This window comes from Amycolatopsis sp. NPDC031561, from assembly GCF_055580625.1.
The window spans coordinates 190,012-212,932 of record NZ_JBVILA010000004.1 but is presented as its reverse complement, the minus strand read 5'-3'; the positions used below and the strand labels follow the sequence as shown (position 1 = coordinate 212,932).

The 22,921-nt window shown below is 69.4% G+C and carries 24 protein-coding genes; 9 read left to right on the top strand and 15 right to left on the bottom strand.

The genetic code is table 11. The features are described 5' to 3' along the window. Window positions 1–22: 22 nt before the first annotated feature. Both ACZ5IK_RS12605 and ACZ5IK_RS12600 read right to left on the bottom strand, forming a co-directional pair. A complete protein-coding gene (locus tag ACZ5IK_RS12605) occupies window positions 23–859 on the bottom strand; it encodes a hypothetical protein (RefSeq protein ID WP_465487812.1) in 837 nt (278 codons plus the stop codon). 124 nt (window positions 860–983) lie between these two features. Further along, a complete protein-coding gene (locus ACZ5IK_RS12600) occupies window positions 984–1,226 on the bottom strand; it encodes a DUF3039 domain-containing protein (RefSeq protein ID WP_005164469.1) in 243 nt (80 codons plus the stop codon). 58 nt (window positions 1,227–1,284) lie between these two features. On the opposite strand from ACZ5IK_RS12600, the gene ACZ5IK_RS12595 reads away from it, so the two are divergent. Genes ACZ5IK_RS12595 through ACZ5IK_RS12580 form a run of 4 tightly spaced genes read left to right on the top strand, consistent with a single transcriptional unit; the run spans window position 1,285 to window position 4,533 of the window. Next, window positions 1,285–2,091 (top strand): sporulation protein, encoded by an 807-nt coding sequence (locus tag ACZ5IK_RS12595; protein WP_465487811.1) that lies wholly within the window; start codon window positions 1,285–1,287, stop codon window positions 2,089–2,091. Window position 2,092: 1 nt separating this feature from the next. Continuing rightward, complete coding sequence (locus ACZ5IK_RS12590; RefSeq protein WP_465487810.1) at window positions 2,093–2,737, top strand: HD domain-containing protein; 645 nt, start codon at window positions 2,093–2,095, stop codon at window positions 2,735–2,737. 9 nt (window positions 2,738–2,746) lie between these two features. Continuing rightward, on the top strand, window positions 2,747–3,664 hold the full coding sequence (locus ACZ5IK_RS12585; RefSeq protein WP_465487809.1) for a pseudouridine-5'-phosphate glycosidase: 918 nt from the start codon (window positions 2,747–2,749) through the stop codon (window positions 3,662–3,664). Further along, a complete protein-coding gene (locus ACZ5IK_RS12580) occupies window positions 3,661–4,533 on the top strand; it encodes a carbohydrate kinase family protein (RefSeq protein WP_465487808.1) in 873 nt (290 codons plus the stop codon). Before ACZ5IK_RS12585 ends, ACZ5IK_RS12580 begins: the two co-directional genes overlap by 4 nt. Here ACZ5IK_RS12580 and ACZ5IK_RS12575 read toward each other — a convergent pair whose 3' ends face one another. Together ACZ5IK_RS12575 and ACZ5IK_RS12570 are read right to left on the bottom strand one after the other, a co-directional pair. Next, window positions 4,534–4,887, bottom strand: coding sequence for a DUF3099 domain-containing protein (locus tag ACZ5IK_RS12575; protein ID WP_101606577.1), 354 nt, complete (start codon window positions 4,885–4,887; stop codon window positions 4,534–4,536). Between the two features lie 17 nt (window positions 4,888–4,904). Continuing rightward, window positions 4,905–6,170 (bottom strand): amidohydrolase, encoded by a 1,266-nt coding sequence (locus tag ACZ5IK_RS12570; RefSeq protein ID WP_465487807.1) that lies wholly within the window; start codon window positions 6,168–6,170, stop codon window positions 4,905–4,907. A 27-nt stretch (window positions 6,171–6,197) separates the two neighbouring features. Here ACZ5IK_RS12570 and ACZ5IK_RS12565 point away from each other — a divergent pair, with 27 nt between their 5' ends. The 4 genes from ACZ5IK_RS12565 (at window position 6,198) to ACZ5IK_RS12550 (ending at window position 11,369) form a co-directional block, all read left to right on the top strand. Beyond that, complete coding sequence (locus ACZ5IK_RS12565) at window positions 6,198–7,694, top strand: DUF7782 domain-containing protein (RefSeq protein ID WP_465487806.1); 1,497 nt, start codon at window positions 6,198–6,200, stop codon at window positions 7,692–7,694. Then, complete coding sequence (dtd, locus tag ACZ5IK_RS12560; RefSeq protein WP_465487805.1) at window positions 7,694–8,119, top strand: D-aminoacyl-tRNA deacylase; 426 nt, start codon at window positions 7,694–7,696, stop codon at window positions 8,117–8,119. The genes ACZ5IK_RS12565 and dtd overlap by 1 nt, the downstream gene beginning before the upstream one ends. A gap of 245 nt (window positions 8,120–8,364) precedes the next feature. Continuing rightward, window positions 8,365–9,402 (top strand): sigma-70 family RNA polymerase sigma factor, encoded by a 1,038-nt coding sequence (locus ACZ5IK_RS12555; protein WP_465487804.1) that lies wholly within the window; start codon window positions 8,365–8,367, stop codon window positions 9,400–9,402. A gap of 308 nt (window positions 9,403–9,710) precedes the next feature. Beyond that, window positions 9,711–11,369: a fumarate hydratase gene (locus ACZ5IK_RS12550; RefSeq protein ID WP_465487803.1), complete on the top strand. Its 1,659-nt coding sequence runs from the start codon at window positions 9,711–9,713 to the stop codon at window positions 11,367–11,369. Window positions 11,370–11,436: 67 nt separating this feature from the next. On the opposite strand, the gene ACZ5IK_RS12545 is transcribed toward ACZ5IK_RS12550, so the two are convergent. The 9 genes from ACZ5IK_RS12545 to ACZ5IK_RS12505 form a co-directional block, all read right to left on the bottom strand. Further along, window positions 11,437–11,835 carry a hypothetical protein gene (locus tag ACZ5IK_RS12545; RefSeq protein ID WP_101606573.1) on the bottom strand — a complete coding sequence of 133 codons (399 nt, stop codon included), beginning with the start codon at window positions 11,833–11,835 and terminating at the stop codon, window positions 11,437–11,439. A 163-nt stretch (window positions 11,836–11,998) separates the two neighbouring features. Then, entirely contained in the window at window positions 11,999–12,475 is a 477-nt protein-coding gene (locus ACZ5IK_RS12540) for a hypothetical protein (protein ID WP_465487802.1), read from the bottom strand. Window positions 12,476–12,511: 36 nt separating this feature from the next. Further along, window positions 12,512–13,309, bottom strand: a complete 798-nt coding sequence (locus ACZ5IK_RS12535; RefSeq protein ID WP_465487801.1) for an ABC transporter permease — start codon at window positions 13,307–13,309, stop codon at window positions 12,512–12,514. Further along, complete coding sequence (locus ACZ5IK_RS12530; protein WP_465487800.1) at window positions 13,287–14,087, bottom strand: 2-aminoethylphosphonate ABC transporter permease subunit; 801 nt, start codon at window positions 14,085–14,087, stop codon at window positions 13,287–13,289. The genes ACZ5IK_RS12535 and ACZ5IK_RS12530 overlap by 23 nt, the downstream gene beginning before the upstream one ends. Next, the gene (locus ACZ5IK_RS12525; protein ID WP_465487799.1) at window positions 14,084–15,145 is read right to left on the bottom strand and encodes an ABC transporter ATP-binding protein; all 1,062 of its coding nucleotides are present in this window, start codon (window positions 15,143–15,145) and stop codon (window positions 14,084–14,086) included. Before ACZ5IK_RS12525 ends, ACZ5IK_RS12530 begins: the two co-directional genes overlap by 4 nt. Next, window positions 15,142–16,161, bottom strand: a complete 1,020-nt coding sequence (locus ACZ5IK_RS12520) for a 2-aminoethylphosphonate ABC transporter substrate-binding protein (RefSeq protein ID WP_465487798.1) — start codon at window positions 16,159–16,161, stop codon at window positions 15,142–15,144. Before ACZ5IK_RS12520 ends, ACZ5IK_RS12525 begins: the two co-directional genes overlap by 4 nt. Window positions 16,162–16,177: 16 nt before the next feature. Then, entirely contained in the window at window positions 16,178–16,852 is a 675-nt protein-coding gene (locus ACZ5IK_RS12515; RefSeq protein ID WP_465487797.1) for a phosphonatase-like hydrolase, read from the bottom strand. Next, window positions 16,846–17,958 (bottom strand): TIGR03364 family FAD-dependent oxidoreductase, encoded by a 1,113-nt coding sequence (locus tag ACZ5IK_RS12510; RefSeq protein WP_465487796.1) that lies wholly within the window; start codon window positions 17,956–17,958, stop codon window positions 16,846–16,848. Before ACZ5IK_RS12510 ends, ACZ5IK_RS12515 begins: the two co-directional genes overlap by 7 nt. A 182-nt stretch (window positions 17,959–18,140) precedes the next feature. Further along, complete coding sequence (locus ACZ5IK_RS12505; protein WP_465487795.1) at window positions 18,141–18,917, bottom strand: GntR family transcriptional regulator; 777 nt, start codon at window positions 18,915–18,917, stop codon at window positions 18,141–18,143. A 380-nt stretch (window positions 18,918–19,297) separates the two neighbouring features. Between ACZ5IK_RS12505 and ACZ5IK_RS12500 the strand changes: the two genes are divergently transcribed. Next, a complete protein-coding gene (locus tag ACZ5IK_RS12500; protein WP_101606564.1) occupies window positions 19,298–20,104 on the top strand; it encodes a S1 family peptidase in 807 nt (268 codons plus the stop codon). Window positions 20,105–20,176: 72 nt separating this feature from the next. Here the strand turns inward: ACZ5IK_RS12500 and ACZ5IK_RS12495 are convergent, their stop codons facing one another. Both ACZ5IK_RS12495 and ACZ5IK_RS12490 read right to left on the bottom strand, forming a co-directional pair. Further along, complete coding sequence (locus ACZ5IK_RS12495; RefSeq protein ID WP_410602097.1) at window positions 20,177–21,283, bottom strand: NAD(P)H-dependent flavin oxidoreductase; 1,107 nt, start codon at window positions 21,281–21,283, stop codon at window positions 20,177–20,179. Between the two features lie 8 nt (window positions 21,284–21,291). Further along, the gene (locus tag ACZ5IK_RS12490) at window positions 21,292–22,908 is read right to left on the bottom strand and encodes an acyl-CoA synthetase (RefSeq protein WP_465487794.1); all 1,617 of its coding nucleotides are present in this window, start codon (window positions 22,906–22,908) and stop codon (window positions 21,292–21,294) included. Between the last annotated feature and the right edge of the window lie 13 nt (window positions 22,909–22,921).

The window sequence follows — 22,921 nt, the reverse complement described above, 5'->3', positions numbered from 1 at the left end:
GGACGCCCGGCGTGCCTTTCGCTCACGCCTTCCGGAAGCGCCACGTCTTGCTGTCGAAGGCCACACACCACGAAGGCGACAGCACCACGACCCGCAGGGTCCCGTCGGCGGCCACGTCGACGCCCTCGGTCTCGAAGTTCCCGCTGCAGGTGCTCTTCAACGGCAACTGCCCCAGCGAGGTCACCCGCCCGGTGACGTCCGAACCGGACGACGCGCCGGAAAGATCGACCTGCAGCAGCGGCTTGGTCGTCCCGAACAGCGTGCCCTCGGGGTCGTCGGACGCGCACAACAGCCGTGTCGCGGTGACGAAGTCGCAGCCCTGGATGTCCCGCACGGGCCGGTCGAGCCGGATCGCGGACGAGTACGGCAGGTTCGCCGACGGGTTCGTGTGCGCGACGCCGGGCATCGGGTGCACGAGGAGCCGGTCCATCGTGCCCCACTCGCCCGCCACCATCCAGCGCGCGTCGGGGGTCACGGCGGCGAACGAGTTGTTGTTCGCTTCCCACGATTCCAGCGCGTGCGTGTAGTTCGCCCAGGTCCCATCGGGCGACTCGACGCGGAAGAGCTTCGCGCCCCTGTCGTCGCGCTGGTACGGCTCGACGTACCAGCCTTGCGCCGAACCCGGGTCGCCGATGTGGTTCCAGCCCTGCGAAGACAGGTTGACGGGAACGGTCGCGATCCCGGTGTAGCGGTAGATGGTCCCGGAGGGCCGCTCGATGGTGGCCAGGCCCTGGCCCTCGTCGAGCGGGCGGGCGTTGTCCGAGCCGACCGTGGTCCAGCCCGTCACGGCCTGGGCCGCGGCGGGGGTGAACACCGCGAGCAAGGCGGCGATGGCGAGCACGATCCCGGTTTTGCGCATGAAGGCTCCGTCCCGACGGGTTTTCGCTGGCGGGTACTGAATTACCAGCGAAAACCGGGACGGGCAGCCACCATGTGAAGGATTTTCAGATTTTGTCCGGTTTCGGACACCGGACGGCCAGGTGTCAGTCGCCCGGCTTGAGACCGTCGTAGATCTTCTTGCAGTCGGGGCACACCGGCGAACCGGGCTTCGCCGACTTCGTCACCGGGAAGACCTCGCCGCACAGCGCCACCACGTGCGTGCCCATGACCGCGCTTTCGGCGATCTTGTTCTTGCGCACGTAGTGGAACATCTTCGGCGCGTCGTCGTCGGTGCCGTCGGTGCCCTCGGGACGGGTATCCGGCTTCGGAAGGGTCTGTGTACTCACCCCTCCATAATGCCCCAAAACCTCCTGCGCACACCGGCGACCTGGCAGGATCTCGCCCATGTTCCAGAAGGTGCTCGCGACATTCGGTTCGGGCGGGGCGAAGATCGACGCCCGGCTGCTCGATCGCTCGGTCTCCCCCGGCCGTCCCCTGCGCGGCGAGGTCCTGCTGCTCGGCGGTGAAGTCGATCAAGAGATCAACGGTCTCTCGGTGAAGCTGCTCGCCCGCGTCCAGATCCCGGGCGAACGCGAAACGAAGGTCGAAGACCTCGAGTTCGGCGCCCAGCAGCTCGCCGGCAGCGAGCGGATCACGCCCGGCCAGCAGGTCCGCATCCCGTTCGAGGTCGCCCTGCCGTGGGAGACGCCGGTCTCCAGCGTCTTCGGCAAGCCGCTGCACGGGATGGCCGTCGGCCTGCAGACCAGCCTCGACATCGCGAACTCCGTCACCGACCCGGTGGACGTCGACGGCGCCGCGATCGAGCCGCTGCCCGCGCAGAAACGGATACTGGACGCCTTCAGCCGGATCGGCTTCGTCTTCCGCGAGGCCGTGCTGGAACGCGGCCGGATCAACGGCGCGACCCAGCAGCTCCCGTTCTTCCAGGAGATCCGCTTCACCCCCTCGCCGCGGTTCACGAACGTCTTCACCTCCGTGGCGGTGACCTTCCTGTCCTCGGCGGCGGAGACGCAGGTCGTGCTGGAGGTGACCAAACGGGTCCGGGTGTCCAAGAGCGGCGGGTTCGGCGGGCGCGGCCAGGAGTTCCTCGGCCTGTTCAAGGTCGACCACGGGGCGCTGGACCGGGTCAAGTGGGAGCCGCAGATCGAAGGCTGGCTGCACGAAGTGGCCAAATCACGCGGAATCTTCGACTGAGATGGACTGGCCGACCGCGATCACCAGGCTCGGTGGCGATCACCAGATCGCCGCCGTCGCGTGGAACGACCTCGAAACCCGCTACGCCGAGCCGCATCGCCGCTATCACGATCTCCAGCACGCCAAAGCCGTCGCCCGCGACAGCGGTGCCCTCGCCGTCGCCTTCGGCCTGAGCTCCCGTGAGCGAGCCCTCATCGCCGTCGCCGCCTGGACGCACGACGTCGTCTACGACGCCCGACCCGGCGAGGACGAACAGGCCAGCGCGGCCTGGACCCGCGACGAACTCGCCAACGCCCGGGTCCCGGAGGCCGAAATCACCCGTGCGGAGGAGCTGGTCCTCAGCACGATCCACCACGCCGCCCCCGACGACGACGTCCTCGCCACCGCACTGCTCGACGCCGACCTCGCGATTCTCGGCGCCTCGCCGGAGAAGTACCAGGAGTACGCGAACGGTGTCCGGGAGGAGTACTCGATCTATTCGGACGAGGACTGGCGCATCGGACGCGCGACCGTCCTGGAGAGCCTGCTGGCGCGGCCGCGGCTGTATCGCAGCGACATCGCGCGGGCACGCTGGGAGAGCAAGGCGCGGGAGAACCTCGCGCGCGAACTGACCCGATGGCGTGGCGCGGACCCACATCACCGATGATGTTCGTTCGTGACTCCGCAACTGTCCCTTCACGAAGAGGTCGCCTCCGCCCTCGCCGACGGTGACCCCGTCGTCGCGCTGGAGAGCACCATCCTCTCCCACGGTCTCCCGCCCGGCCGGAACCTCGACGTCGCCCGGCGGCTGGAGAAGGTCGTGCGCGACGGCGGCGCCGTCCCCGCGACGATCGCCGTGCTCGACGGCGTCCCCTTGATCGGGCTCACCGGCGAGCAGCTGGAGCGCGTCTGCGCGCCGGGCGCGGACCTGGACAAGCTGTCCCTGCGCGACATCGGCCCGGCCGTCGGCCTCGGCCGCTCCGGCGCGACGACCGTCGCGAGCACCGCGGCGCTCGCCGCCGCGGCCGGGATCGGCATGTTCGCCACCGGCGGGCTGGGCGGCGTGCACCAGGGCGCGGCACAGAGCTGGGACGTCTCGGCGGATCTGGGCGTGCTCGCGAAGGTGCCGACCACGGTCGTCTGCTCCGGGGTGAAGTCGGTCCTCGACATCGCCGCGACGCTGGAGCTGCTGGAGACCAACTCGGTGCCCGTGCTGGGGTACCGCACCGGCGAGTTCCCCGCGTTCTACCTCCGCTCGTCCGGCTACGAGGTGCCGTGGCGGGTCGACGACGCCGCGCAGGCGGCCGCGGTCATCGCCGCCCACCGGGCACACGCGGATTCCGGGGTGCTGCTGGCGAATCCGATCCCGGCAGCGTCCGAAATGGACCGGGAACTGCACGATCGGCTGCTCGCCGAGGGGCTGGAACTCTTGAAATCGCAAGGGGTCCACGGCAAGGAGGTCACACCGGTGTTGCTGGAGCATTTCCACACCGCGAGCGGCGGCGTGAGTCTCGACGCCAACGAGGCGCTTGTCCTGTCCAACGCGGAACTGGCCACCTCGGTCGCCGTCGCGCTCGCCGGGAACGCGGCATGAGCGGGATCGTGGTCGTCGGCGACGTCGGTCTGGACGTGGTCGCGCGGCACGAAGGTCCCATCCCGCACGGCGGCGACATCCGCGCGAAGGTCCACTTCACCAGCGGTGGCGCGGGTGCGAACACCGCGCTGTGGCTGCGCGCCGAGGGAGCGGAAACCACGCTGATCGCGCGGATCGGCGACGATTCCGGCGGCCGCATGGTGAAGAGCGAGCTGGAAGCGGCGGGCGTCCGCTGCGAATTCGCGGTGGATCCCGAGGACCCGACGTTCTGCGTCGTGGTGCTCGTCGACGGTGCCGGTGAGCGGAGCATGCTCGCCGACCGCGGCGCGAACGCGAAGTTCGCTCCCGAGGACATCACCGAGCAGGCGCTGAGCGGGGCGAGCCACCTGCACCTCTCGGGCTACGTCCTGCTGTACCCGTCGTCCCGGCCCGCGGCGCTCGCCTCACTGGCGGCGGCGAAGAAGGCCGGGCTGACGACGTCGGTCGACCCGCAGGCGGCGACGCTGATGACCGATCCGGCGGGTTTCCTCGACGACGTGCGCGGCGTCGACCTGCTGATGCCGAACACCAGCGAGCTGGTCGCGCTGACCGGGTCGAGCGATCCGGAAGCGGCGAAGGAACTGCTGGGCTACGTCGGCGACGTCGTCGTCACCGCCGGTCTCGACGGCGCCAGCTGGATCGACGCGGGCGGCACCATCACCTCGGTGCCGTCGGTGCCCGCCGACTGCGTCGACTCCACCGGCGCCGGGGACGCCTTCGACGCCGGTGTGCTGGCGGCGTGGCTGCGCGGCGAGTCCACCGTGGAGGTGCTTCGGGCGGGTACGCGGCTGGGTGCCCGCGCGGTCGCGAAGGTCGGGCCGCAGCCCTGATCAGCCGCCGTCGATGACCTGGTGGTTGCCGCCTTCGATGCGGGTCGGTTCGGCCTGGTACCGGTTGACCGTTTCGCTCTTGCGTGGCGGCCGGTCGTTGGCCACCAGGACGGCGATCCAGGGCAGCGGGATCGAGATCGCGATCAGCGCCAGCGCGAGCCACCAGGTCTCGTAGAGGATGCCGGCGAGGATGAGGCACGGGATGCGGAAGGACATCATGATGATGTACTTCCGCTTCCGCTTGGCGAGCTGGTCTTCGTAGGACGGGGCGGCTTCGGTGATCAGCACCGGAGCGGGTTCCCTCGGTTCGGGACCGTGGGCGGGCGCGTTCACAGCACCACCTCCGGCTTCCATGCTCCCACTCGCCGGGCTCATCCGACACCCGGGTGGGTGAGCCGGTGCCAAGCCGCGACCACGAGCGTTTCCACGCCCGCCGAAAGCGTCGGATGCGGGAGCGGCGCGAACAGCGGCGAATGGTTCGACGGGATGTCCTGTTCGAACCGACCCGCCGTCATCGCGGCGATGACCTCCTGCTCGTCCAGCCCGCCGACCAGCCAGAACACCGACGGCACCCCGGCCGCGCGGCCGAACTCGCTGAAGTCCTCACTGCCGGTGACCAGCGGCGCGGGCATCACCCGGCCCTCGCCGAAGTGGTCGCGGAACGCGGCGGTGAGGCCTTCGGTGGCCGCGTCGTCGTTCTCGGTGACCGGGAACGTGCCGATGCGCTCGATCTCCGGCGGCTTCGGCGCGCCCGCGGTCGCGGCCTCGCCCTGGACGATCCGCTCGACCGCCGCGACGACCTTCTCCCGCACGGCCTGGTCGAACGACCGGATGTTGACCTCCAGCACGGCGTGGTCGGCGATGATGTTGTGCGCGGTCCCGATGTGCAGCGAACCGACGGTCACCACGGCCGACTCGGTCGCCGAGATCTCCCGCGAAACGATGGTCTGCAGTTTCAGCACCACGGACGCGGCGAGCACCGCGGGATCCACCGTCGTCTCGGGGCGCGAGCCGTGCCCGCCCCGGCCGTGCAGCGTGATGCGCAGCGCGTCGGTGGCCGCCATGATCACGCCCGGCCTGGTCAGCACCCAGCCCGCCGGACCGGGGACGACGTGCTGGCCGAGCACGACGTCGGGTTTGCCCGCGGGTTCGAAGACGCCGTCGCGGACCATGCCGACGGCGCCGTCCCCGGCCTCCTCCCCCGGCTGGAAGACGACCATCAGCGTGCCCGACCAGTGCTCGCGTCCGGCGGACAGCAGCGAAGCGGCGCCGGAGAGCCAGGTGGCGTGCATGTCGTGGCCGCAGGCGTGCATCACCGGGACGTCGCGGCCGTCGGCGTCGACCCCGCGGGCGGTGCTCGCGTAGGGCAGGCCGGTCTTCTCCTCGACCGGCAGCGCGTCGATGTCGGCGCGCAGCATGACCTTCGGGCCGGGTCCGTTGCGCAGCACGCCCAGGACGCCGGTGCGCCCGATGCCGGTGTGCACCTCGTAGCCGTCGGCCTCCAGGCGCCGGGCCAGTTCGGCGGCGGTGCGGGTTTCGGCGAACGACAGCTCCGGATGCCGGTGGAGGTCGGTGTACAGGTCTTCCAATCCGGGCAGCGCCGCCTGCAGCGGTGCCAGGACACTCTCGAGGCTCACGACGTCATCCTGGCAGTATTACCCACCGTGAGCACACCAGCGGCCTTCCCCGACCTGTCCGACGACGTCTGCGCGAGGCTGCGGGACGCCTTCCGCCGGGCGGGTTACGACGCCGACGGCGTGGTCGACGCGCTCGGCTCCGCGCAAGCCGCCCTCGGCCGCGGCGAACCCGAACTCGTCCATCGCGCGACCCGCGACGCCGGTGACCTCGGCACGCTGATCCGGCTGTTCCTCCTGGGCTCGACCGAAGCGGAGAAGGACGTCGAGGCCGCCTTCGCGCCGTTGTCCCTCGATGACGCGGTCGCCGCGACGCTGCTCGTCCCCGCCACCGACGGCTACCGGGCCGGTCTCGACGTCCGCCCGCACGGCGACGACGAGGGTTCGTGGTGGGTCGTTTCGGACCTGGACGCGGACATCCTCGGCCATACCGTGCCGGAGGACCACGTGCTCGGCATCGGGCAGGCGTCCCTCAGCCTGGTCCGCGCCACCGGCCGCCGCGAGGTCGGCAGCCTGCTCGACGTCGGCACCGGGAACGGCGTCCAGGCCCTGTACGCCACCCGCCACGCGAAGAGGGTCACCGCCACCGACGTCTCGGCCCGCGCGCTGGCGCTCGCCGCGGCCACCTTCCGGCTCAACGAACTGGACGTCGAACTCGTCCGGGGTGAATGGTTCGCCCCGGTCGCGCGGCGCCGGTTCGACCAGATCGTCTGCAATCCGCCGTTCGTGGTCGGCCCGCCGAGGGTGGACTACACCTACCGCGACTCCGGGCTGGCGGGCGACGACGCCAGCGCGCTCGTGGTGCGGCAGCTGCCCGGGTTCCTCAACGAAGGCGGCACCGGTCAGCTCCTCGCGTCCTGGTTGCACGTCGAGGGCGAGGACTGGGGCGATCGGGTGACCCGCTGGCTGCCCGCCGAGACCGACGCGTGGTTCGTCCAGCGGGACATCGCGGATCCTGGCCTGTACGTCGGCACGTGGCTGCGCGACGCGGGAATCGAGCCCCGCTCCCCCGAAGGCCGCGCGAAATCCGGCGCCTGGCTCGACTGGTTCGCCGAAAACGACGTCCAAGGCATCGGATTCGGCTTCGTCACCCTTCGCCGGGCGGACGGCGCGACCCCGACGATCGTGTGCGAGGACCTCCGGCAGGCCTACGACGACCCGCTGGGCGCCGAGGCGGCGAACTGGCTGGACCGGGTGGAATGGCTGCGCGCCAACGGGGAGTCACTCCTCGACACCCGGTTCCGGGTCCCGGAGAGCGTCCTTCTGGAGAGCGTCGCCGAGCCGGGCGAGGAGGGCTGGACCACGACCGTCCAGCGGCTGCACCGCACCGACGGTCCCGGCTGGTCACACGAGATCGACGAGCTGGCGACACGGCTGCTCGCCGGCTGTCAGGGCGCGCTGCCCCTCGAGGACCTGATCGTGCTCTTGGCGGCCGCTCAAGGCCTCGAACCGGAGGAACTGGCGGCCGCCGCGCTGCCCGTCGTCCGCGAACTGGTCCGGCACGGCATGCTCCTCCCCGCCGTCTGATGCGGGCGGTGGTGGCGAGGGTCACGGAAGCGAGCGTGACCGTCGGCGACGAGGTGACGGGCGCCATCGGCGAACCGGGTTTGCTGGTACTGCTGGGAATCCACGTCGACGACGATGTGACGAAGGCGGCCACGATGGCACGCAAACTTCACGAAGCTCGCATACTTCGCGACGAAGAGTCGTGTGCCACCACCGATGCCCCCCTGCTTGTCGTGAGCCAGTTCACTCTCTACGGCGATACCCGCAAAGGCCGCCGTCCGTCGTGGACGGCGGCCGCCAGGCCGGAAATCGCCGAGCCTCTCGTAACGGCCGTCGTGGACGCCCTGCGCGAACGTGGCGCACGGGTCGAGACCGGCCGGTTCGGGGCCATGATGGCGGTCCGGAGCGTGAACGACGGTCCGTTCACCCTCCTCATAGAGGTCTAGACCACATGGGTTTCTCCCCCACGGGCATTCTCAGGAAAAGCTCAGGGTTGGTCGAGCAACGTCCCAGGTCAGCCGCCCGTCTTCTCTGTAGCGGCCGGGAACGTTTTCGGACCTCCCGGCGTTGAGCAAAGTGTCCAGCCAAGCTGGGCCGACGAGGAGTAGCGGGTTTTCCACAGGGCTTGCTACGCCGAGGCGGTTCCGGCGGACACACCGCAGCACGTTCAGCCCGTGACCGGGGAGGCAGAATGTCAGTCCAGACTCTCGAACGCGAAGCGCGCGGGATTCGCGAGCGCCGTATCCCGGCGCAATCCACCGAGGAGCCGGTGATCGCGGGGGCGTTCACCGATGCAGCAGCAGATCTCGACGCCCAGAGCCCGGCCGCGGACCTCGTTCGCGTGTACCTCAACGGAATCGGCAAGACGGCACTGCTGTCCGCCGCCGACGAGGTCGAGCTGGCCAAGCGCATCGAAGCCGGAGTGTTCGCCCAGCACATGCTGGACACGGCCGAGAGCCTCACGCCGAAGCGGCGCTCGGAGATGACCGCCCTCGTGCGTGACGGCCACGTCGCGAAGAACCACCTGCTGGAGGCCAACCTCCGTCTCGTGGTCTCGCTCGCGAAGCGTTACACCGGCCGGGGGATGCCGCTGCTCGACCTGATCCAGGAGGGGAACCTGGGTCTGATCCGCGCGGTGGAGAAGTTCGACTACTCCAAGGGGTTCAAGTTCTCGACCTACGCCACCTGGTGGATCCGCCAGGCCATCACCAGGGGGATGGCCGACCAGGGACGCACCATCCGGCTGCCGGTCCACCTGGTGGAACAGGTGAACAAGCTGGCCCGCATCAAGCGCGATCTGCACCAGCAGCTCGGGCGCGACGCCACGCATGACGAACTGGCCGCCGAATCGGGCATTCCGGCGCACAAGATCTCCGATCTGCTCGACCACTCGCGTGACCCGGTGAGCCTCGACATGCCGGTCGGCACCGAGGAGGACGCCCCGCTCGGTGACTTCATCGAGGACTCCGAGGCGACCGACGCCGAGAGCGCCGTGATCTCCGGTCTGCTCCAGGACGACCTGCGTCGCGTGCTCGCGACGCTGGACGACCGGGAGTCCCAGGTGATCCGCCTGCGCTACGGCCTCGACGACGGCCAGCCCCGCACGCTCGACCAGATCGGCAAGCACTTCGGGCTCTCCCGTGAGCGCGTTCGCCAGATCGAGCGAGAGGTCATGTCGAAGCTTCGTCAGGGCGAGCGGGCCGACCGCCTGCGCGCCTACGCTTCGTAGTCCCCATTGCGCCTATCGGCGCGGAAAAAGCAACACCCGTTCGGCAGCGTTGACTTATGACCTGCGTCACGAGACCGTCGAGCAGGTAATAAGTCTTCGCGGTCGGGTGTTCGTGCCCGGATCGCTTTCCCCGGGAGGTCGGGTCCGTCGGGGTGGGCCCGGCCTCCCGAACTAATTTGTGCGGCGCGGCGACAAATTGCGGTGCGAAAATTGCAGTCCGCTTTAGCACTCCCGGACGCGGCGCCGGTCACTCGGGGCCCGCCTTGTACCGTGGGCGGGTTCCCGATGCCGGCAAAGGAGCCCGCGCAGTGGCGCCCACCACGTTCCAGCACACCGAAGTCCTCCCGCTCGCCAAGGACACCCACACCGAGTACCGGCTGCTCAGCGCCGAAGGTGTCGAGGTCGTCGAAGCGGCAGGCCGGAAATTCCTCAAGGTCGAGCCCGAAGCGCTGACCAAGCTCGCCAAGACCGCGATCACCGACATCCAGCACCTGTTGCGCTCGTCACACCTGGCGCAGCTGCGGGCGATCGTCGACGACCCGGAGGCGAGCGGTAACGACCGGTTCGTCGCGATGGACCTGCTGCGCAACGCGGCGATCTCCGCGGGCGGCGTCCTCCCGATGTGCCAGGACACCGGCACCGCGATCGTGATCGGCAAACGCGGCGAAGGCGTGCTCACCGGCGCCGACGACGAGCGCGCGCTGTCGCGGGGCATTTTCGACGCCTATCAGGAGTTGAATCTGCGCTATTCGCAGATGGCGCCGGTGAATTTCTGGGATGAGCGCAATACGGGCACCAACTTGCCCGCGCAGATCGAGCTCTATCACAAAGATGGCCAAGGCGACCCGAGCTATGAATTCCTGTTCATGGCGAAGGGCGGCGGCAGTGCGAACAAGACGTTCCTCTATCAGGAAACGAAAGCGGTCCTGAACCCGAAGCGCCTCGCGAAGTTCCTCGACGAGAAACTGCGCAGCCTCGGCACCGCGGCCTGCCCGCCGTACCACCTCGCGATCGTCGTCGGCGGCACGTCGGCGGAGTTCAACCTGAAGGTCGCGAAGCTGGCCTCGGCCCGCTACCTCGACGACCTGCCCACCGAGGGTTCCGAGCTGGGCCACGGTTTCCGCGACGTCGACCTCGAACAGCAGGTGCTGGAGATGACGCGCCAGTTCGGCATCGGCGCGCAGTTCGGCGGCAAGTACTTCTGCCACGACGTCCGCGTGATCCGCCTGCCGCGCCACGGCGCTTCCTGCCCGGTCGGTGTCGCCGTCTCGTGCTCGGCCGACCGCCAGGCCAAGGCGAAGATCACCGCCGACGGCGTCTTCCTGGAGCAGCTGGAACGCGATCCGGCGCGGTTCCTGCCGGACGTCACCGAGGACGACCTGTCCGACGAGGTGGTGACCGTCGACCTCAACCGCCCGATGGCCGAGATCCGCGCGCAGCTCTCGCAGCTGCCGGTGAAGACGCGCCTGTCGCTGACCGGCCCGCTCGTCGTCGCCCGCGACATCGCGCACGCGAAGATCGCCGAGCGGCTCGACGCGGGCGAAGAGATGCCTCAGTACCTTCGCGACCACCCCGTGTACTACGCGGGCCCGGCGAAGACACCCGAGGGCTACGCGTCGGGTTCCTTCGGGCCGACCACCGCGGGCCGCATGGACTCCTACGTCGAGCAGTTCCAGGCCGCGGGCGGCTCGCTGGTGATGCTGGCGAAGGGCAACCGGTCCAAGAAGGTGACCGCGGCGTGCAACGAGCACGGCGGTTTCTACCTCGGCTCGATCGGCGGCCCGGCCGCGCGGCTGGCGCAGGACTGCATCAAGAAGGTCGACGTCCTCGAGTACGCCGAGCTGGGGATGGAGGCGGTCTGGAAGATCGAGGTCGAGGACTTCCCCGCGTTCATCGTCATCGACGACAAGGGCAACGACTTCTTCGAGGCCACCTCGGAACCGACGCTGCAGATCAGCTTCCGCTGACGCTATGAAAGGCCCGTTACTTGCAAATTTTGCAAGTAACGGGCCTTTCATAGCACTCTCTGGAGCCCTACCGCATCTGCTTCAACACGACGGTCCGCTCTCCCAGCGGCGCCGCCAGCGACACCGAGATCACCGGATGCCGGATGTCCATCGTGCACATCTGGCCGGTCTGGCCCTTCAGTTCGGTCAGGTTGACGGTGACCCGGTTCCCGTCCTGCTGCGCGGCCTCCGCCGTCGCGTGCCCGCAGCCGCCTTCCTGGCCGCGGATGTTCAGGATCGTCCCGCCGTTGCTGGTGTACACCTCACGCGGGTAGTCCGCGGGAAGCGCCGCCGCGTCGAGCTGCTTGTCCGGCAGCTTCGTGCTGCCCTCCGGGACCTCCTGACGCGGCGCGCCCGGAATACCGGGCTGGCTGCCCGGGGCGGGCGTCGGCGAGGAGGACGGCGGGGCGGTCGGCGACGGCGGCACGGTACTCAGGGTGCCGCTACCGGGTCCGGCCGCGGGTTCCGCTGCCTGGTTCTGCGCCCCGCAAGCGGATACCGCAACGACGATCAGGCCAAGGCCGATGACATTCGTTAAGTACCTCATGCGGCTAGGACGGAACGAGGCCGCCGTGGGGTTGCACATGATCTCAACCCGCTTCCAGGACGATGGCCCGCGGCCCGATCGGCTCGGCGAGTTTCACCGGCAGGACGGCGTAGCGGATGACCTGCGGGCACATCTGCCCCGGCTTGCCGTGATCGATCTTCACCTTGATCACGACCCGCTGCGCGTTCTGTTCGGCGAGGTTCGCCGTCGCCTCGTCGCAGCCGCTCAGCTCGATGTGCACGTTCAGGCCACCGTTCTCGGCGCTGACCTGCGCGGGCACCTTGGCCTCGACCTGCGTCGGCGGCAGCATCTTGTCCGAGGGCGGTGGGCCGACGGTCGGTCGTGAGATCGGCGGTTTCGCGACCGGCGGGCTGGCCGGGAGCGAGGTGGGCAGATCCGAGGGTGTGGTGACGGCCGGTGGGGTGCTCGTGTTCGCCGGTGCTCCCGGGCCGCCCGCGCCGCAGGCGGCCGTCGCGGCGAGCACGAGCCCCGCGCCCAGCGTCTTCGCTGCGTTCTTCATGGCTGCTGGACGGAACGAAGCGGACAAACGGTTGCATCAGCGTTGCGCGGCACGACCGCGGGCCAGTCCGAGGATCACCACCCCGGCGAGCGTGACGGCCAGCAGCAGCACCGTGCTCGCCGACGCGAGGAACACCTGCCCCCGGTCCGTGAGCGCGAAGATGCTGGCGGGCAGGGTCCGCCAGTCCGGCGGGTACAGCATCATCGTCGCGCCCAGTTCGCCCATCGACATCGCCAGCGCGAGGCTCGCCGAAGCCGAGATCGACGGCAGCAGCACCGGGAGCCGCACCCGCAGCAGCACACGGACCGGCCCCGCGCCGAGGCTCGCCGCCGCCTGCGCCAGCAACGGGTCCATCCGCGCGATCGCGGCGGACACCGTGCTGTAGGAGAACGGCAGCAGGATCATCAGGTGCCCCAGCAGCACGATCCAGCGCGTGCCGTTGAAGGCCAGCGGCGGACGGCTGAACGCGACCAGCAGCGCCAGCCCCAGCACCACCGACGGCACCGCGATCGGCAGGTGGAACAGGGTGTCGACGGCCTTCCGCACCTTCGGCGGCGCGGACTGTGACGCGAGCGCGGCCCACGTCCCCAGCGCGACCGAGACCACCGAAGCGATGATGCCGGTCTGGATGCTCACCGAGAGACTCGCGAAGGTCTCCCCGGACAGCGCCTGCGCGAAATGCGAGCCGGTGAGCGCGCCCGGCAGCAGTCCCGTCCAGGTCCCGGCGACCGACGCCAGCACGATCATCAGCAGCGGCGCCAGCACGATCGCGGTGAACAGCACCGCGAACACCACCCACAGCAGGACACGGCTACGCCTGGTCCACAGCAGCACGACGGCCTCCCTTCGTCAGTCGCCGGTAGGTTCCGTACAGGGCGAGGGAGAACACGACGTTGACCACCGCGATGACACACGCCTGCGGGAAGTCGAACGTCACGATCCCCTTGCCGTACACAAGCATCGGCAGCGTCGTGACGTCCTTGGCGCCGAGGAACAGCACGATGCCGAACTCGTTCATCGCCAGCAGCATGGTCAGGCAGGCGCCGGAGGCCAGGGACGGCAAGGCTTCCGGGAGGATCACCCGGCGCAGTACGCGGCCGGGTTTCGCGCCGAGACTGGCCGCGACCTCCATCTGCGCCGAGGAGACCTGGCCGAACGCGGCGAGTGCCGGCCGCATCACGAACGGCGTGTAGAAGGTGATCTCCGCCAGCAGGATCCCGAACGGCGAGTACAGGAACCCGCCCGCGCCCAGGATCCCCGCGCTGCCGTAGATGAAGGTGAACGCGAGCGCGATGAGGAACGACGGGAACGCCAGCACGGTGTCCACCAGCCGCGAAAGCGTGCGCGCGCCGGGGAACGGCACGAACGCGATCACCAGCGCGAGGAACGTCCCGAGCACGACGCAGCCCGCGGTGGCGCCGAGCGCGAGCGCGACGGTCTTCCAGGCGGCGTCCCGGAATTCCGCCGAGCCCAGGACGTCCAGCCACACCGAGAGACCGAATTCGCCGGTCTTCGATTCCAGGGATTGGAGGACGACCAGCACCAGCGGGTAGCCGAAGAAGCCGAGCAGGACGAGCACCGGTGGCAGCAGGAGCCAACCGCGACGGGTCATCCGATACCCACCAGCGGGCAACCGTCCGGAATGGACACTCCGACCTTCTCCCCCACGCCCGGCAGTCCCTCGACGTCCGGCACCTCGGCCCGGACCTCGTCCCCGTTGTGCGCGAGTTCGAGGTCGAGCCGGAAGCCCGTGCCACGCCATTGGACGCCGCGCAGCACCGCGGGCAGCGCGCCGGGGGCGTCCACCGCGGTGATCCCGATCCGGTGGGGCCGCACGCCCAGCGCGACGGGCTGCCCCGCCCGGATCGGGCCGGACGGGTCGGCCGCCAGTTCGCGATCACCGAGCCGGACCCGGGTGCCGTCGGCCTGGATCAGCTCGACCGGGATGAGGTTGGACGCGCCGAGGAAGCTCGCGGTGAACTCGGTCGAAGGACGCTGGTAGAGCTCGCGGCTCGGGCCGAGTTCGACCAGTTTCGAATCGCGCATGACGGCGATCCGGTCGGCCAGCGCCAGCGCCTCACCCTGGTCGTGGGTGACGTAGATCAGCGTGGTGTCGGGCAGTTCGGCACGCAGTCGCAGCAGTTCCGCGACCATGTCTTCGCGCAGGGCGGCGTCCAACGCGGACAGTGGCTCGTCGAGCAGCAGCACGCGCGGCCGGATGGCCAGTGCCCGTGCGAGGGCGACCCGCTGTTGCTGCCCGCCCGAAAGCTCACGCGGATAGCGCCGGGCGTACTTGCCCATCCCGACCAGTTCCAGTGCCTCGGCGACCCTGCCCGCCGTCTCGGCGCGAGGTGTTTTCCTCGCCTTGAGCCCGAAGGCGACGTTGGCCTCGACCCGCATGTGCGGGAACAGCGCGTAGCTCTGGACGACCACGCCGAGGCCGCGCCGGTGGGGCGGCAGCTCGGTGACGTCCTCGCCGTCGAGCAGGACCCGGCCGGTGCTCGGCACGACGAAGCCCGCGAGCGCCTTCAAGGCCGTCGACTTGCCGGAGCCGGACGGCCCGAGCATCGCCAGCGTCTCCCCTCTCGCCACGGTGAGATCCAGTGGCGAGAGCGCGGTCGTCTGTCCGAAGCGGACGGACACCCCGCGGAACTCGACCGCCGGGGTCATCGGCCGACGGCCTTCTTGTACGCGGCGAGGTCGGCGTCGAGCTTCGCGAGGACGGTGTTCCAGTCCGGCTGCCAGATCTCGACGCCGTCGAGGGCGGCCTTCACCTTGTCCGCCCGCGGCCCGGACGGCGTGACGTCGGTCCGCGACGGGGCGCCGAAGGCGTCCACGGCCTTGCCCTGCACCTCCGGCGAGAGCAGGAAGTCCAGGAACTTCTTGGCGTTCTCCGCGTGCGGGGCGTTGTTCACGAGACCGGCGTAGTACGGGAGCGCGAACGTGGACCGCTTGCCCTGCGCGTCGGCCGGGAAGAAGATCTCGAAACCGCCGCTCTTCTCGATCGAGGCGAGGTTCATCTGCACGTCGCCGTTGGCCACCAGGATCTCGGCCTTTGCCACCTTCGGCTGCAGCTTGCCGGTGGAGGACGACGGGCCCACGTTGTTGGCTTCGAGCTTCGCGAGGTACTCGAGCGCGCCCTGCTCACCGAGGACGTGCTGCAGCTGCAGCAGGACGGCGGTGCCGTCACCCGCCTCGCCGGGGGTCGAGTACTGGAGCTTGCCCTTGAGCGCGGGCGCGAGCAGGTCGTCCCAGGTCTTGGGCGAGGCCTGCGGGTTGCGGATGAAGCTGAGGTAGTTGTTCATGACGGCGAAGTAGCGGCCCTGGCCGTCCTTCTGCCCGGCGGGGACCTGGTCGATCCCGGACGGCGCCGTGGTGGCGAGCAGGCCCTGCGACGCGGCCCGCTGGATGAACGGCGGGAGGGTGACCAGGATGTCGGCCTGGGTGTTGGCCTTCTCCTTCTCCACCCGGGAGGCGACCTCGCCCGATCCGGCGGTCACCGCCTGGACGGTGATGCCGGTCTTGGCCTTGAACTCCTCGATGCGCTGCGCGTACCAGTCTTCGAGACCGTCCACTGTGTACAGCGTGACGGTCTGGTCGCCGGACGCGCCTCCGGCGGTGCCACCACAGGCGGCCAGGGTGATCGTGAGCAGCCCGGCGAGGGCGGCGGCCGCGAGTTTCTTCATGTCGTCAAAGCTCCTTTTAGGACAGCAGGGTGGGGAGGTCGCGGACGGATTCGAGGACGTGGGTGGCACCGGCGGCTTCGAGCTCCGGCTTCTTCGCCGATCCGGTGAGCACGCCGGCGACGAGCGAGGCGCCGGACCGGAGCCCGGTCTGGACGTCCGACGGGGTGTCGCCGGCGACGGCGACCCGGCGGACGTCGGTGATTTCGAGCCGCAGCGCGGCGGCGAGGACGAGGTCGGGGAACGGGCGGCCCCGGACGCCTTCACCCGGCGCCAGTACGGCGTCGGCGAGGCCGTGCCAGCCCAGCGCGTCCAGGATCGCGTTCTGCGTGCTCGCGGCGAAACCGGTGGTGAGCGCGACCTTCACCCCTTGGGCGCGCAGTTCCTGGATCGTGTCCTCGGCGCCGGGGATCGGCTCGCAGTGGCCGTCGGCGACGAGTTTCCCGTAGGCGTCCTGGAACGCGGTGTTCGCGCGCCGGGCGAGTTCCTCGTCCCCGTCGAGCAGGGCACGGAAGACGACGATCTTGGACTGTCCCATGGTTTCGACGACGTAGTCGAGCATCCCGGGGTACCGGCTGTCCTTTTCGGACACTCCGGCGGCGGCGATCGCCTCGGTGAAGGCGCGGATCACCAGGCCGTCGTCGGCGACGGTGGTCCCGGCCATGTCCAGGACGACGAGTTCGGTGTTCACCACGACAGCTCCTCGGCGGTGTCTTCGGCGATGGCGGGCGAGCAGGTCATGCCCCGCCCGCCGGGTCCGGTGACGAGCCACGCGTTGTCCGCGACGCGGGCGCGGTGGACGATCCGGGAGGTGTCGGTGGTCTGGGCGTAGACCCCGGCCCAGCGCCGGGCGATCCGCGGGAGCGGCCGTCCGAGCAGCGCCCCGGCGACCTCGGCCAGGTGGTCGTACGGGTCTTCGGTGGTGTCGAAGGAGAACGGCTCGTCGTACTCGTGCGTGTCGCCGATGGTCAGCGAGCCGTCGAGGCGCTGGACCATGAGCAACTGCATGGCGTTGGCGGCGGCGATCGCACCCTGCGGCTGCCCGTTGTTGAGGCCGTCGAGCTCGGCGCCGCGGTACGCCGGGTAGTACCGGAAGCTGTCCGCGTCGGCGACCGTGGTGGTGAGGGTTTCACCGAGTGGCTCGGTCTGGGCCATCTGCAGCCGCACCCGGCGGACCGGGGTCTGCCCGGCGAGCTCCTTGACCAGGCCACCGGTCCAGGCGCCGGTGCACAGGACGACAACGTCGCCTTCGTGGGTCTCGCCCGTGTCGTCGACGACACCACGGGTGGTCAGGTCGCGGATCTCGCGGCCGGGCACCCAGGTGTAGCGGCCGGATTTCGCCAGTTCGGCGCGCAAGGCGGGCTGGGCGACGCGCGGTTCGACGGCGGCGTCGCGATCGCACCAGAGCGCGCCGAGGAAGTCGCCGCGCAGCGCCGGGTTCAGTTCGCGGGTGCGCGCGGCGTCGAGCAGCTCGAAACCGCGGTCCTCCGTGCTCGCCGCCGCGGCCTCGGCGACGGCGAGTTCGGCCTCCGTGCGGACGACGGTGAGGGAGCCGTTCGGCCGGAAGCCGATCCCCGGGACGCGGTCGCCGATGCGCTCCCACAGCACCCGCGCCCGGGCGGCCGTCTCCAGTTCGGGGCCGGTGGCTCGGCCGCCGACCCAGACCAGCCCGAAGTTGCGCACGGACGCGCCCCGGGCCTCGGGCTCGCGTTCGATCTGGACGACGTCGTGACCGCGTTCGACGGCCTGCCAGGCGTGCTGAGTGCCGAGCACTCCGCCGCCGATGATGAGGATTCGCACCCCGCAGACGCTCGCTTGCCCGCACCAACGCTCCGTGACCGCAGTGCTAACCCCAGGTGAAGTACCCCCGAAATGTGGACCAGACCTGTTATCTTCGCGTTACATTTCACCGCGTGTAGTCCTCTGCTTGCGGTCGTTGAAAGTGCAAGCACCGCAACTAGAGGACTAAACGCGCGGAGGGATCACTCCACGCGGCCCAGGCGGGTCTCGAACGAAAGGCGGTCACCCCGGAAAAGCGACCGGACGCGCTCGAACGGGACGCCGTCGGTCCCCCAGGAGGTCCGGTGCATCAGCAGCATCGGCAGTGCCGGATTCGTCCCGATCAGCAGCGCCTCCCGAGGGGTGGCGAGCACGGTCTCGACCCGCTCCTCGGCGCCGTCGAACACCACGCCGAGCCTTTCCCGCAAACACGCGTAGAGCGACTGTGTGGGATCGAACACATCCATCAGGGTCGGGAATCGCGCGGCGGTGAGATAGGTCGATTCCAGCCCGACCCGCTCGTCGTCGGCGAGCAGCACCCGTTCGATGTGGATGACGTCGTCGTCGGGATCGATTTCCAGTTCCGAAGCCAGCGACGGACCGGCCTCCCGGCGCTCCAGTGAGATCAGATTCCGGCCCGGCTGAATGCCCTGCCTCCTGAGTCCTTCGGTGTAACTCACCAAAGCGAGCGGCTGGACGAGCTTGGGGCCCGCGACATAGGTGCCGCTCCCTTGCCGCCTGCTGAGACGGCCTTCGAGCACGAGCTCACCGACGGCCTGGCGGACCGTCGCGCGGGAAACCTCGAAACGTTCGGATAGTTCCCTTTCGGTGGGAAGTGCCGCTCCTTGCCCCAATTCGGAGATCACGTCGAGCAGATCGACTTTGACCGCGTAATAGCGGGGAATGCGGCCGTGTTCGGGAATTCCGTCCCGCACCGGGCCGTCGGCAGTTGGATGGGCTTTCGGTGACCGTGTTCTCACTGTCCAGATCTTAGGCCGAATTCACCTGACCTGTACTGACCCGAACGAAGTGTTCATGCCACGCTCACACTCGTGGACGAAACGGGCACCTCGTTCGGCGGATCGCCTGCCACGCGGACCGGCCTCCTGTCCGAGGTGACCGTCCGTGCCCACGTTCAGCCTTCCGGCGGTTCCGGTGCTCGCCGGCTCCGGAGTAGGGGCACTAGGCACTCCGGCGTAGGCCATTCGTCGGCAGTACGCGACGAACGTCCGTTAATCACCATCATCGGCCCAAAGATCCGAAGAAAGTCGGTTGTCCCGGCATCGGGCGACCTGCTGTAGTCAGTTGGCCGCAGTCAGTCTCCCTGCCTCCACTGTGGACAGCCGGAAGGAATGAACCCTTGGACATCAAGCGTCGGTTCAGCCTGCTCAAAAAGACCCTGATCGCCGTCGCGGCGGCCGGAACCCTGGCGGGTCTCGCCACGGCTCCGCAAGCCGCGGCCGCTCAGCCGCCGTCCACCGACGTGGTCGGTGGCACCCGAGCCGCTCAGGGCGAATTCCCCTGGATGGTAAGGCTTTCCATGGGCTGCGGCGGTGCGCTCTACACCTCGCAGATCGTGCTGACGGCCGCGCACTGTGTGTCGCGGACCGGGGCCAACACGAGCATCACCGCCACCCTCGGCGTGGTGGACCTGCAGAGCGGCTCGGCCAAGAAGGTCAAGTCGACCTACGTGCACCGGTCACCGACCTACCCCACCTCCACCGGTGGTGACTGGGCCCTGATCAAGCTCGCGAGCCCGGTCACCGGGATCGCGACGCTGCCGATCGCCACCACGACGGCCTACAACAGCGGTACGTTCACCGTCGCGGGCTGGGGTGCCGCGTCCGAGGGCGGGGCGCAGCAGCGTTACCTGCTCAAGGCCACCGTCCCGTTCGTCTCCGACGCGACCTGCAAGGCGCAGGGCGGCAGCTACGCCGACCTGATCGACAGCGCCGAGATCTGCGCGGGCAACGTCAACTCCGGCGGCGTCGACACCTGCCAGGGTGACTCGGGCGGCCCGATGTTCCGCCGCGACAGCGCCAACGCCTGGATCCAGGTCGGCATCGTCAGCTGGGGCGAGGGCTGCGCGCGGCCTCGCGCTCCCGGCGTCTACGCCGAGGTGAGCACCTTCGCGACCGCGATCAAGAACGCGGCCGCCGGGTTGTAGCTTCAACGCACGGCATGCGCTGAAGGTCCCCTTCACCACAACGACGTGGTGGAGGGGACCTTCTCTTTCGCTTCAGCGGGTCTTGTCCAAACGCGACAATGCCTCCTCGTACCCCGAGACCAGCTCGGAGATCACGTCGGCGACCGGGCGCACCCGGTCCATCCGCCCGACGATCTGGCCGACCGGCATCGAGACCACGCTCGGATCCGCCGCATGGTGGATCCGGTTGTGCGCGTGCGAGACCAGCAGGTTCTGCAAGGGCATCGGCAGCGGTTCGGGCGCGTCGGGCGAGGCCCACGCCTCGGTCCACCGCGTCTTGAGCAGCCGCGCCGGTTTGCCGGTGTAGATCCGCGTCCGGACGGTGTCGGACGAGCCCGCCGCGACCAGCGCGCGCTGCATCGCCTCGGACTCCCCCATTGTCTGGAGGTACTCCTCGGTGGCGAGCCAGAAGGAGCCCATCCACACCCCGGACGCGCCCAGCGCGAGCGCCGCCGCGACCTGCCTGCCCGAGCCGATCCCGCCGGCGGCGAGCACCGGCACGCGGTCACCGACGGCGTCGGCCACTTCGGGCAGCAGGACCATCGACGCGATCTCGCCGGTGTGCCCGCCCGCCTCGTAACCTTGCGCCACAACGATGTCGACGCCGTTCTCGACATGCCGGACGGCGTGCTCGGCCTTGCCCGCCAACGCCGCGACCGGCACGCCCTTCGCGTGACACTGCTCGATGACGTCCACCGGCGGCGAGCCCAAGGCGTTGGCGATCAACCGGATGGGGTGTTTCAACGCGACCTCGACATGCGACCGGGCGACCGAATGCAGCCAGCCCAGCACTCCCGCGCGTTCGTCGGTGTCGTCCGGCAGCGGCGGGACCGCGAGATCGCGCAGCGTCCGCTCCACGAAGTCGCGATGCCCCTGCGGGATGTGCTTCGCGAGATCGATCGACGTCCCTTCGGCCGGGATCTTGGCGGGCATCACGATGTCGACGCCGTACGGTTTGCCGCCGGTGTTCTCGTCCATCCAGGACAGGACGGCGTCGAGTTCGGCGGCGTCGTTGAACCGCACGCAGCCCAGCACGCCCAGCCCGCCCGCCCGGCTGATCGCCGCGGCGACGTGTTCGGACGGGGTGAACCCGACGATCGGCAGGTCGATCCCGAGCCGGTCGCACAGAGAGGTGCGCATGAAACTCCTTACGCCGGTTGGATGGTGACGGGCTCGTGCTCGGTCGCGTAGCGCTGAGCCCAGGGATAGTCCGGTTTCCCGCTGGGCGACCGCCCGATCTCCTCGGCGAGCCACAGGGTGCGCGGCACCTTGTACCCGGCGATCTCGCCCCGCACGTGTGCTTCGAGCGCGGCGAAGTCCAGCTCCTTGCCGGTCCGCGGCTGGATCACCGCGGCCACCCGCTGGCCGAGCCGGTCGTCGGGGATGCCGATGACGAGCGCGTCGAAGACGTCCGGATGCGACTTGAGCGCACCCTCGACTTCTTCCGGATACACCTTCTCGCCGCCGGTGTTCACGCACTGTGAGCCCCTGCCGAGCAGGGTCACCGTGAGGTCTTCCTCGTAGCGCGCGTAGTCACCCGGGACGACGTACCGCTTGCCGTCGATCTCGACGAAGATCTTCTCGGTCTTCGCGGGATCCTTGTAGTAGCCGAGCGGGACGTGCCCGCGCCGGGCGATCAGCCCGATCGCCCCCGGTTTCGGATCGACGAGCGCGCCGTCGTCGTCCACCAGGATGGCGTCCTTGCCGAAGTTGACGCGGGGACCGGCGGAATGATCGCTGTCCTTGCTGACCATGCCGATGCCGGTGAACCCGCTTTCGGAGGAACCGATCGCGTCGGTGATCACCACGTGCGGGAGCATCGCCAGGAATTCCTGCTTCACCGACTGGGAGAACAGGGCGGCGTGACTCGACACCGCGACGATCGACGACGCGTCGTAGTCGCCCTCGCGGTAAGCGTCGATCAGGGGCCTCGCCATCGCGTCGCCGACGATCGTGAGCACCTGGACCTTGTTGTCCTGCACGGCTTTCCAGACTTCGTGCGCGTCGAACCGCGGGACGAACACGACCGGGCTGCCGGTGAACAGCGCGCCGAACGCGGCCCATTGCGCGGCGCCGTGGATCAGCGGCGCCGCCGGGAGCCGGACCAGGCTGCCCGACTTGCCCTGTTCCGCGAGCGTCCATTCGTCGGGGACGTACTCGCCGGTGACGAAGTTGATGCCGCCGCCGAGCGCGCGCCAGATGTCCTCGTGACGCCACAGGACGCCCTTCGGGTACCCGGTGGTCCCGCCGGTGTAGAGGATGTAGATGTCGTCGGCGCTGCGCTCGGCGAAGTCGCGCTCGGGTGAGCCTTCGGCGAGTGCGGCTTCGTAGTCCACGCCACCGTAGGACGAGCAGTCGCCGTCGCTTCCGTCGTCGACTACGACAACGTGTTTCAGTTTGGGGGTTTCCGGCAGGACGGCGGCGACCTTGTCCGAGTACTGCCGCTCGTGGACCAGCGCCACGAGGTCGGCGTTGTCGAACAGGTACCGCAGTTCGCCGTGGACGTAGCGGTAGTTGACGTTGACCGCGATCGCGCGCAGCTTGTACGCGGCGATCATCGATTCCAGGGCTTCGATCGAGTTCCGGGAATAGACACCGATGTGGGATCCAGGTCCCACGCCGTGTGCCGCGAGGTGATGCGCCAGCCGGTTGGCGCGCTCTTCCAGTTCGGCGAAGGTGACCCGCCGATCGCCGCAGACGACCGCGATGCGCTCCGGCACGGCGTCGACGGCGTGCTCGAGTAGATCCGCGATGTTGAGTGCCACTCGCCCAAAGTAG

Excerpts from the sequence above, each read along its gene's own strand:
- ACZ5IK_RS12605 (WP_465487812.1), bottom strand. The coding sequence starts at position 859 with ATGCGCAAAACCGGGATCGTGCTCGCCATCGCCGCCTTGCTCGCGGTG.
- ACZ5IK_RS12595 (WP_465487811.1), top strand. The coding sequence starts at position 1,285 with ATGTTCCAGAAGGTGCTCGCGACATTCGGTTCGGGCGGGGCGAAGATC.
- ACZ5IK_RS12590 (WP_465487810.1), top strand. The coding sequence starts at position 2,093 with ATGGACTGGCCGACCGCGATCACCAGGCTCGGTGGCGATCACCAGATC.
- ACZ5IK_RS12580 (WP_465487808.1), top strand. The coding sequence starts at position 3,661 with ATGAGCGGGATCGTGGTCGTCGGCGACGTCGGTCTGGACGTGGTCGCG.
- ACZ5IK_RS12575 (WP_101606577.1), bottom strand. The coding sequence starts at position 4,887 with ATGGAAGCCGGAGGTGGTGCTGTGAACGCGCCCGCCCACGGTCCCGAA.
- dtd (WP_465487805.1), top strand. The coding sequence starts at position 7,694 with ATGCGGGCGGTGGTGGCGAGGGTCACGGAAGCGAGCGTGACCGTCGGC.
- ACZ5IK_RS12555 (WP_465487804.1), top strand. The coding sequence starts at position 8,365 with ATGTCAGTCCAGACTCTCGAACGCGAAGCGCGCGGGATTCGCGAGCGC.
- ACZ5IK_RS12540 (WP_465487802.1), bottom strand. The coding sequence starts at position 12,475 with ATGAAGAACGCAGCGAAGACGCTGGGCGCGGGGCTCGTGCTCGCCGCG.
- ACZ5IK_RS12530 (WP_465487800.1), bottom strand. The coding sequence starts at position 14,087 with ATGACCCGTCGCGGTTGGCTCCTGCTGCCACCGGTGCTCGTCCTGCTC.
- ACZ5IK_RS12525 (WP_465487799.1), bottom strand. The coding sequence starts at position 15,145 with ATGACCCCGGCGGTCGAGTTCCGCGGGGTGTCCGTCCGCTTCGGACAG.
- ACZ5IK_RS12520 (WP_465487798.1), bottom strand. The coding sequence starts at position 16,161 with ATGAAGAAACTCGCGGCCGCCGCCCTCGCCGGGCTGCTCACGATCACC.
- ACZ5IK_RS12495 (WP_410602097.1), bottom strand. The coding sequence starts at position 21,283 with ATGCGCACCTCTCTGTGCGACCGGCTCGGGATCGACCTGCCGATCGTC.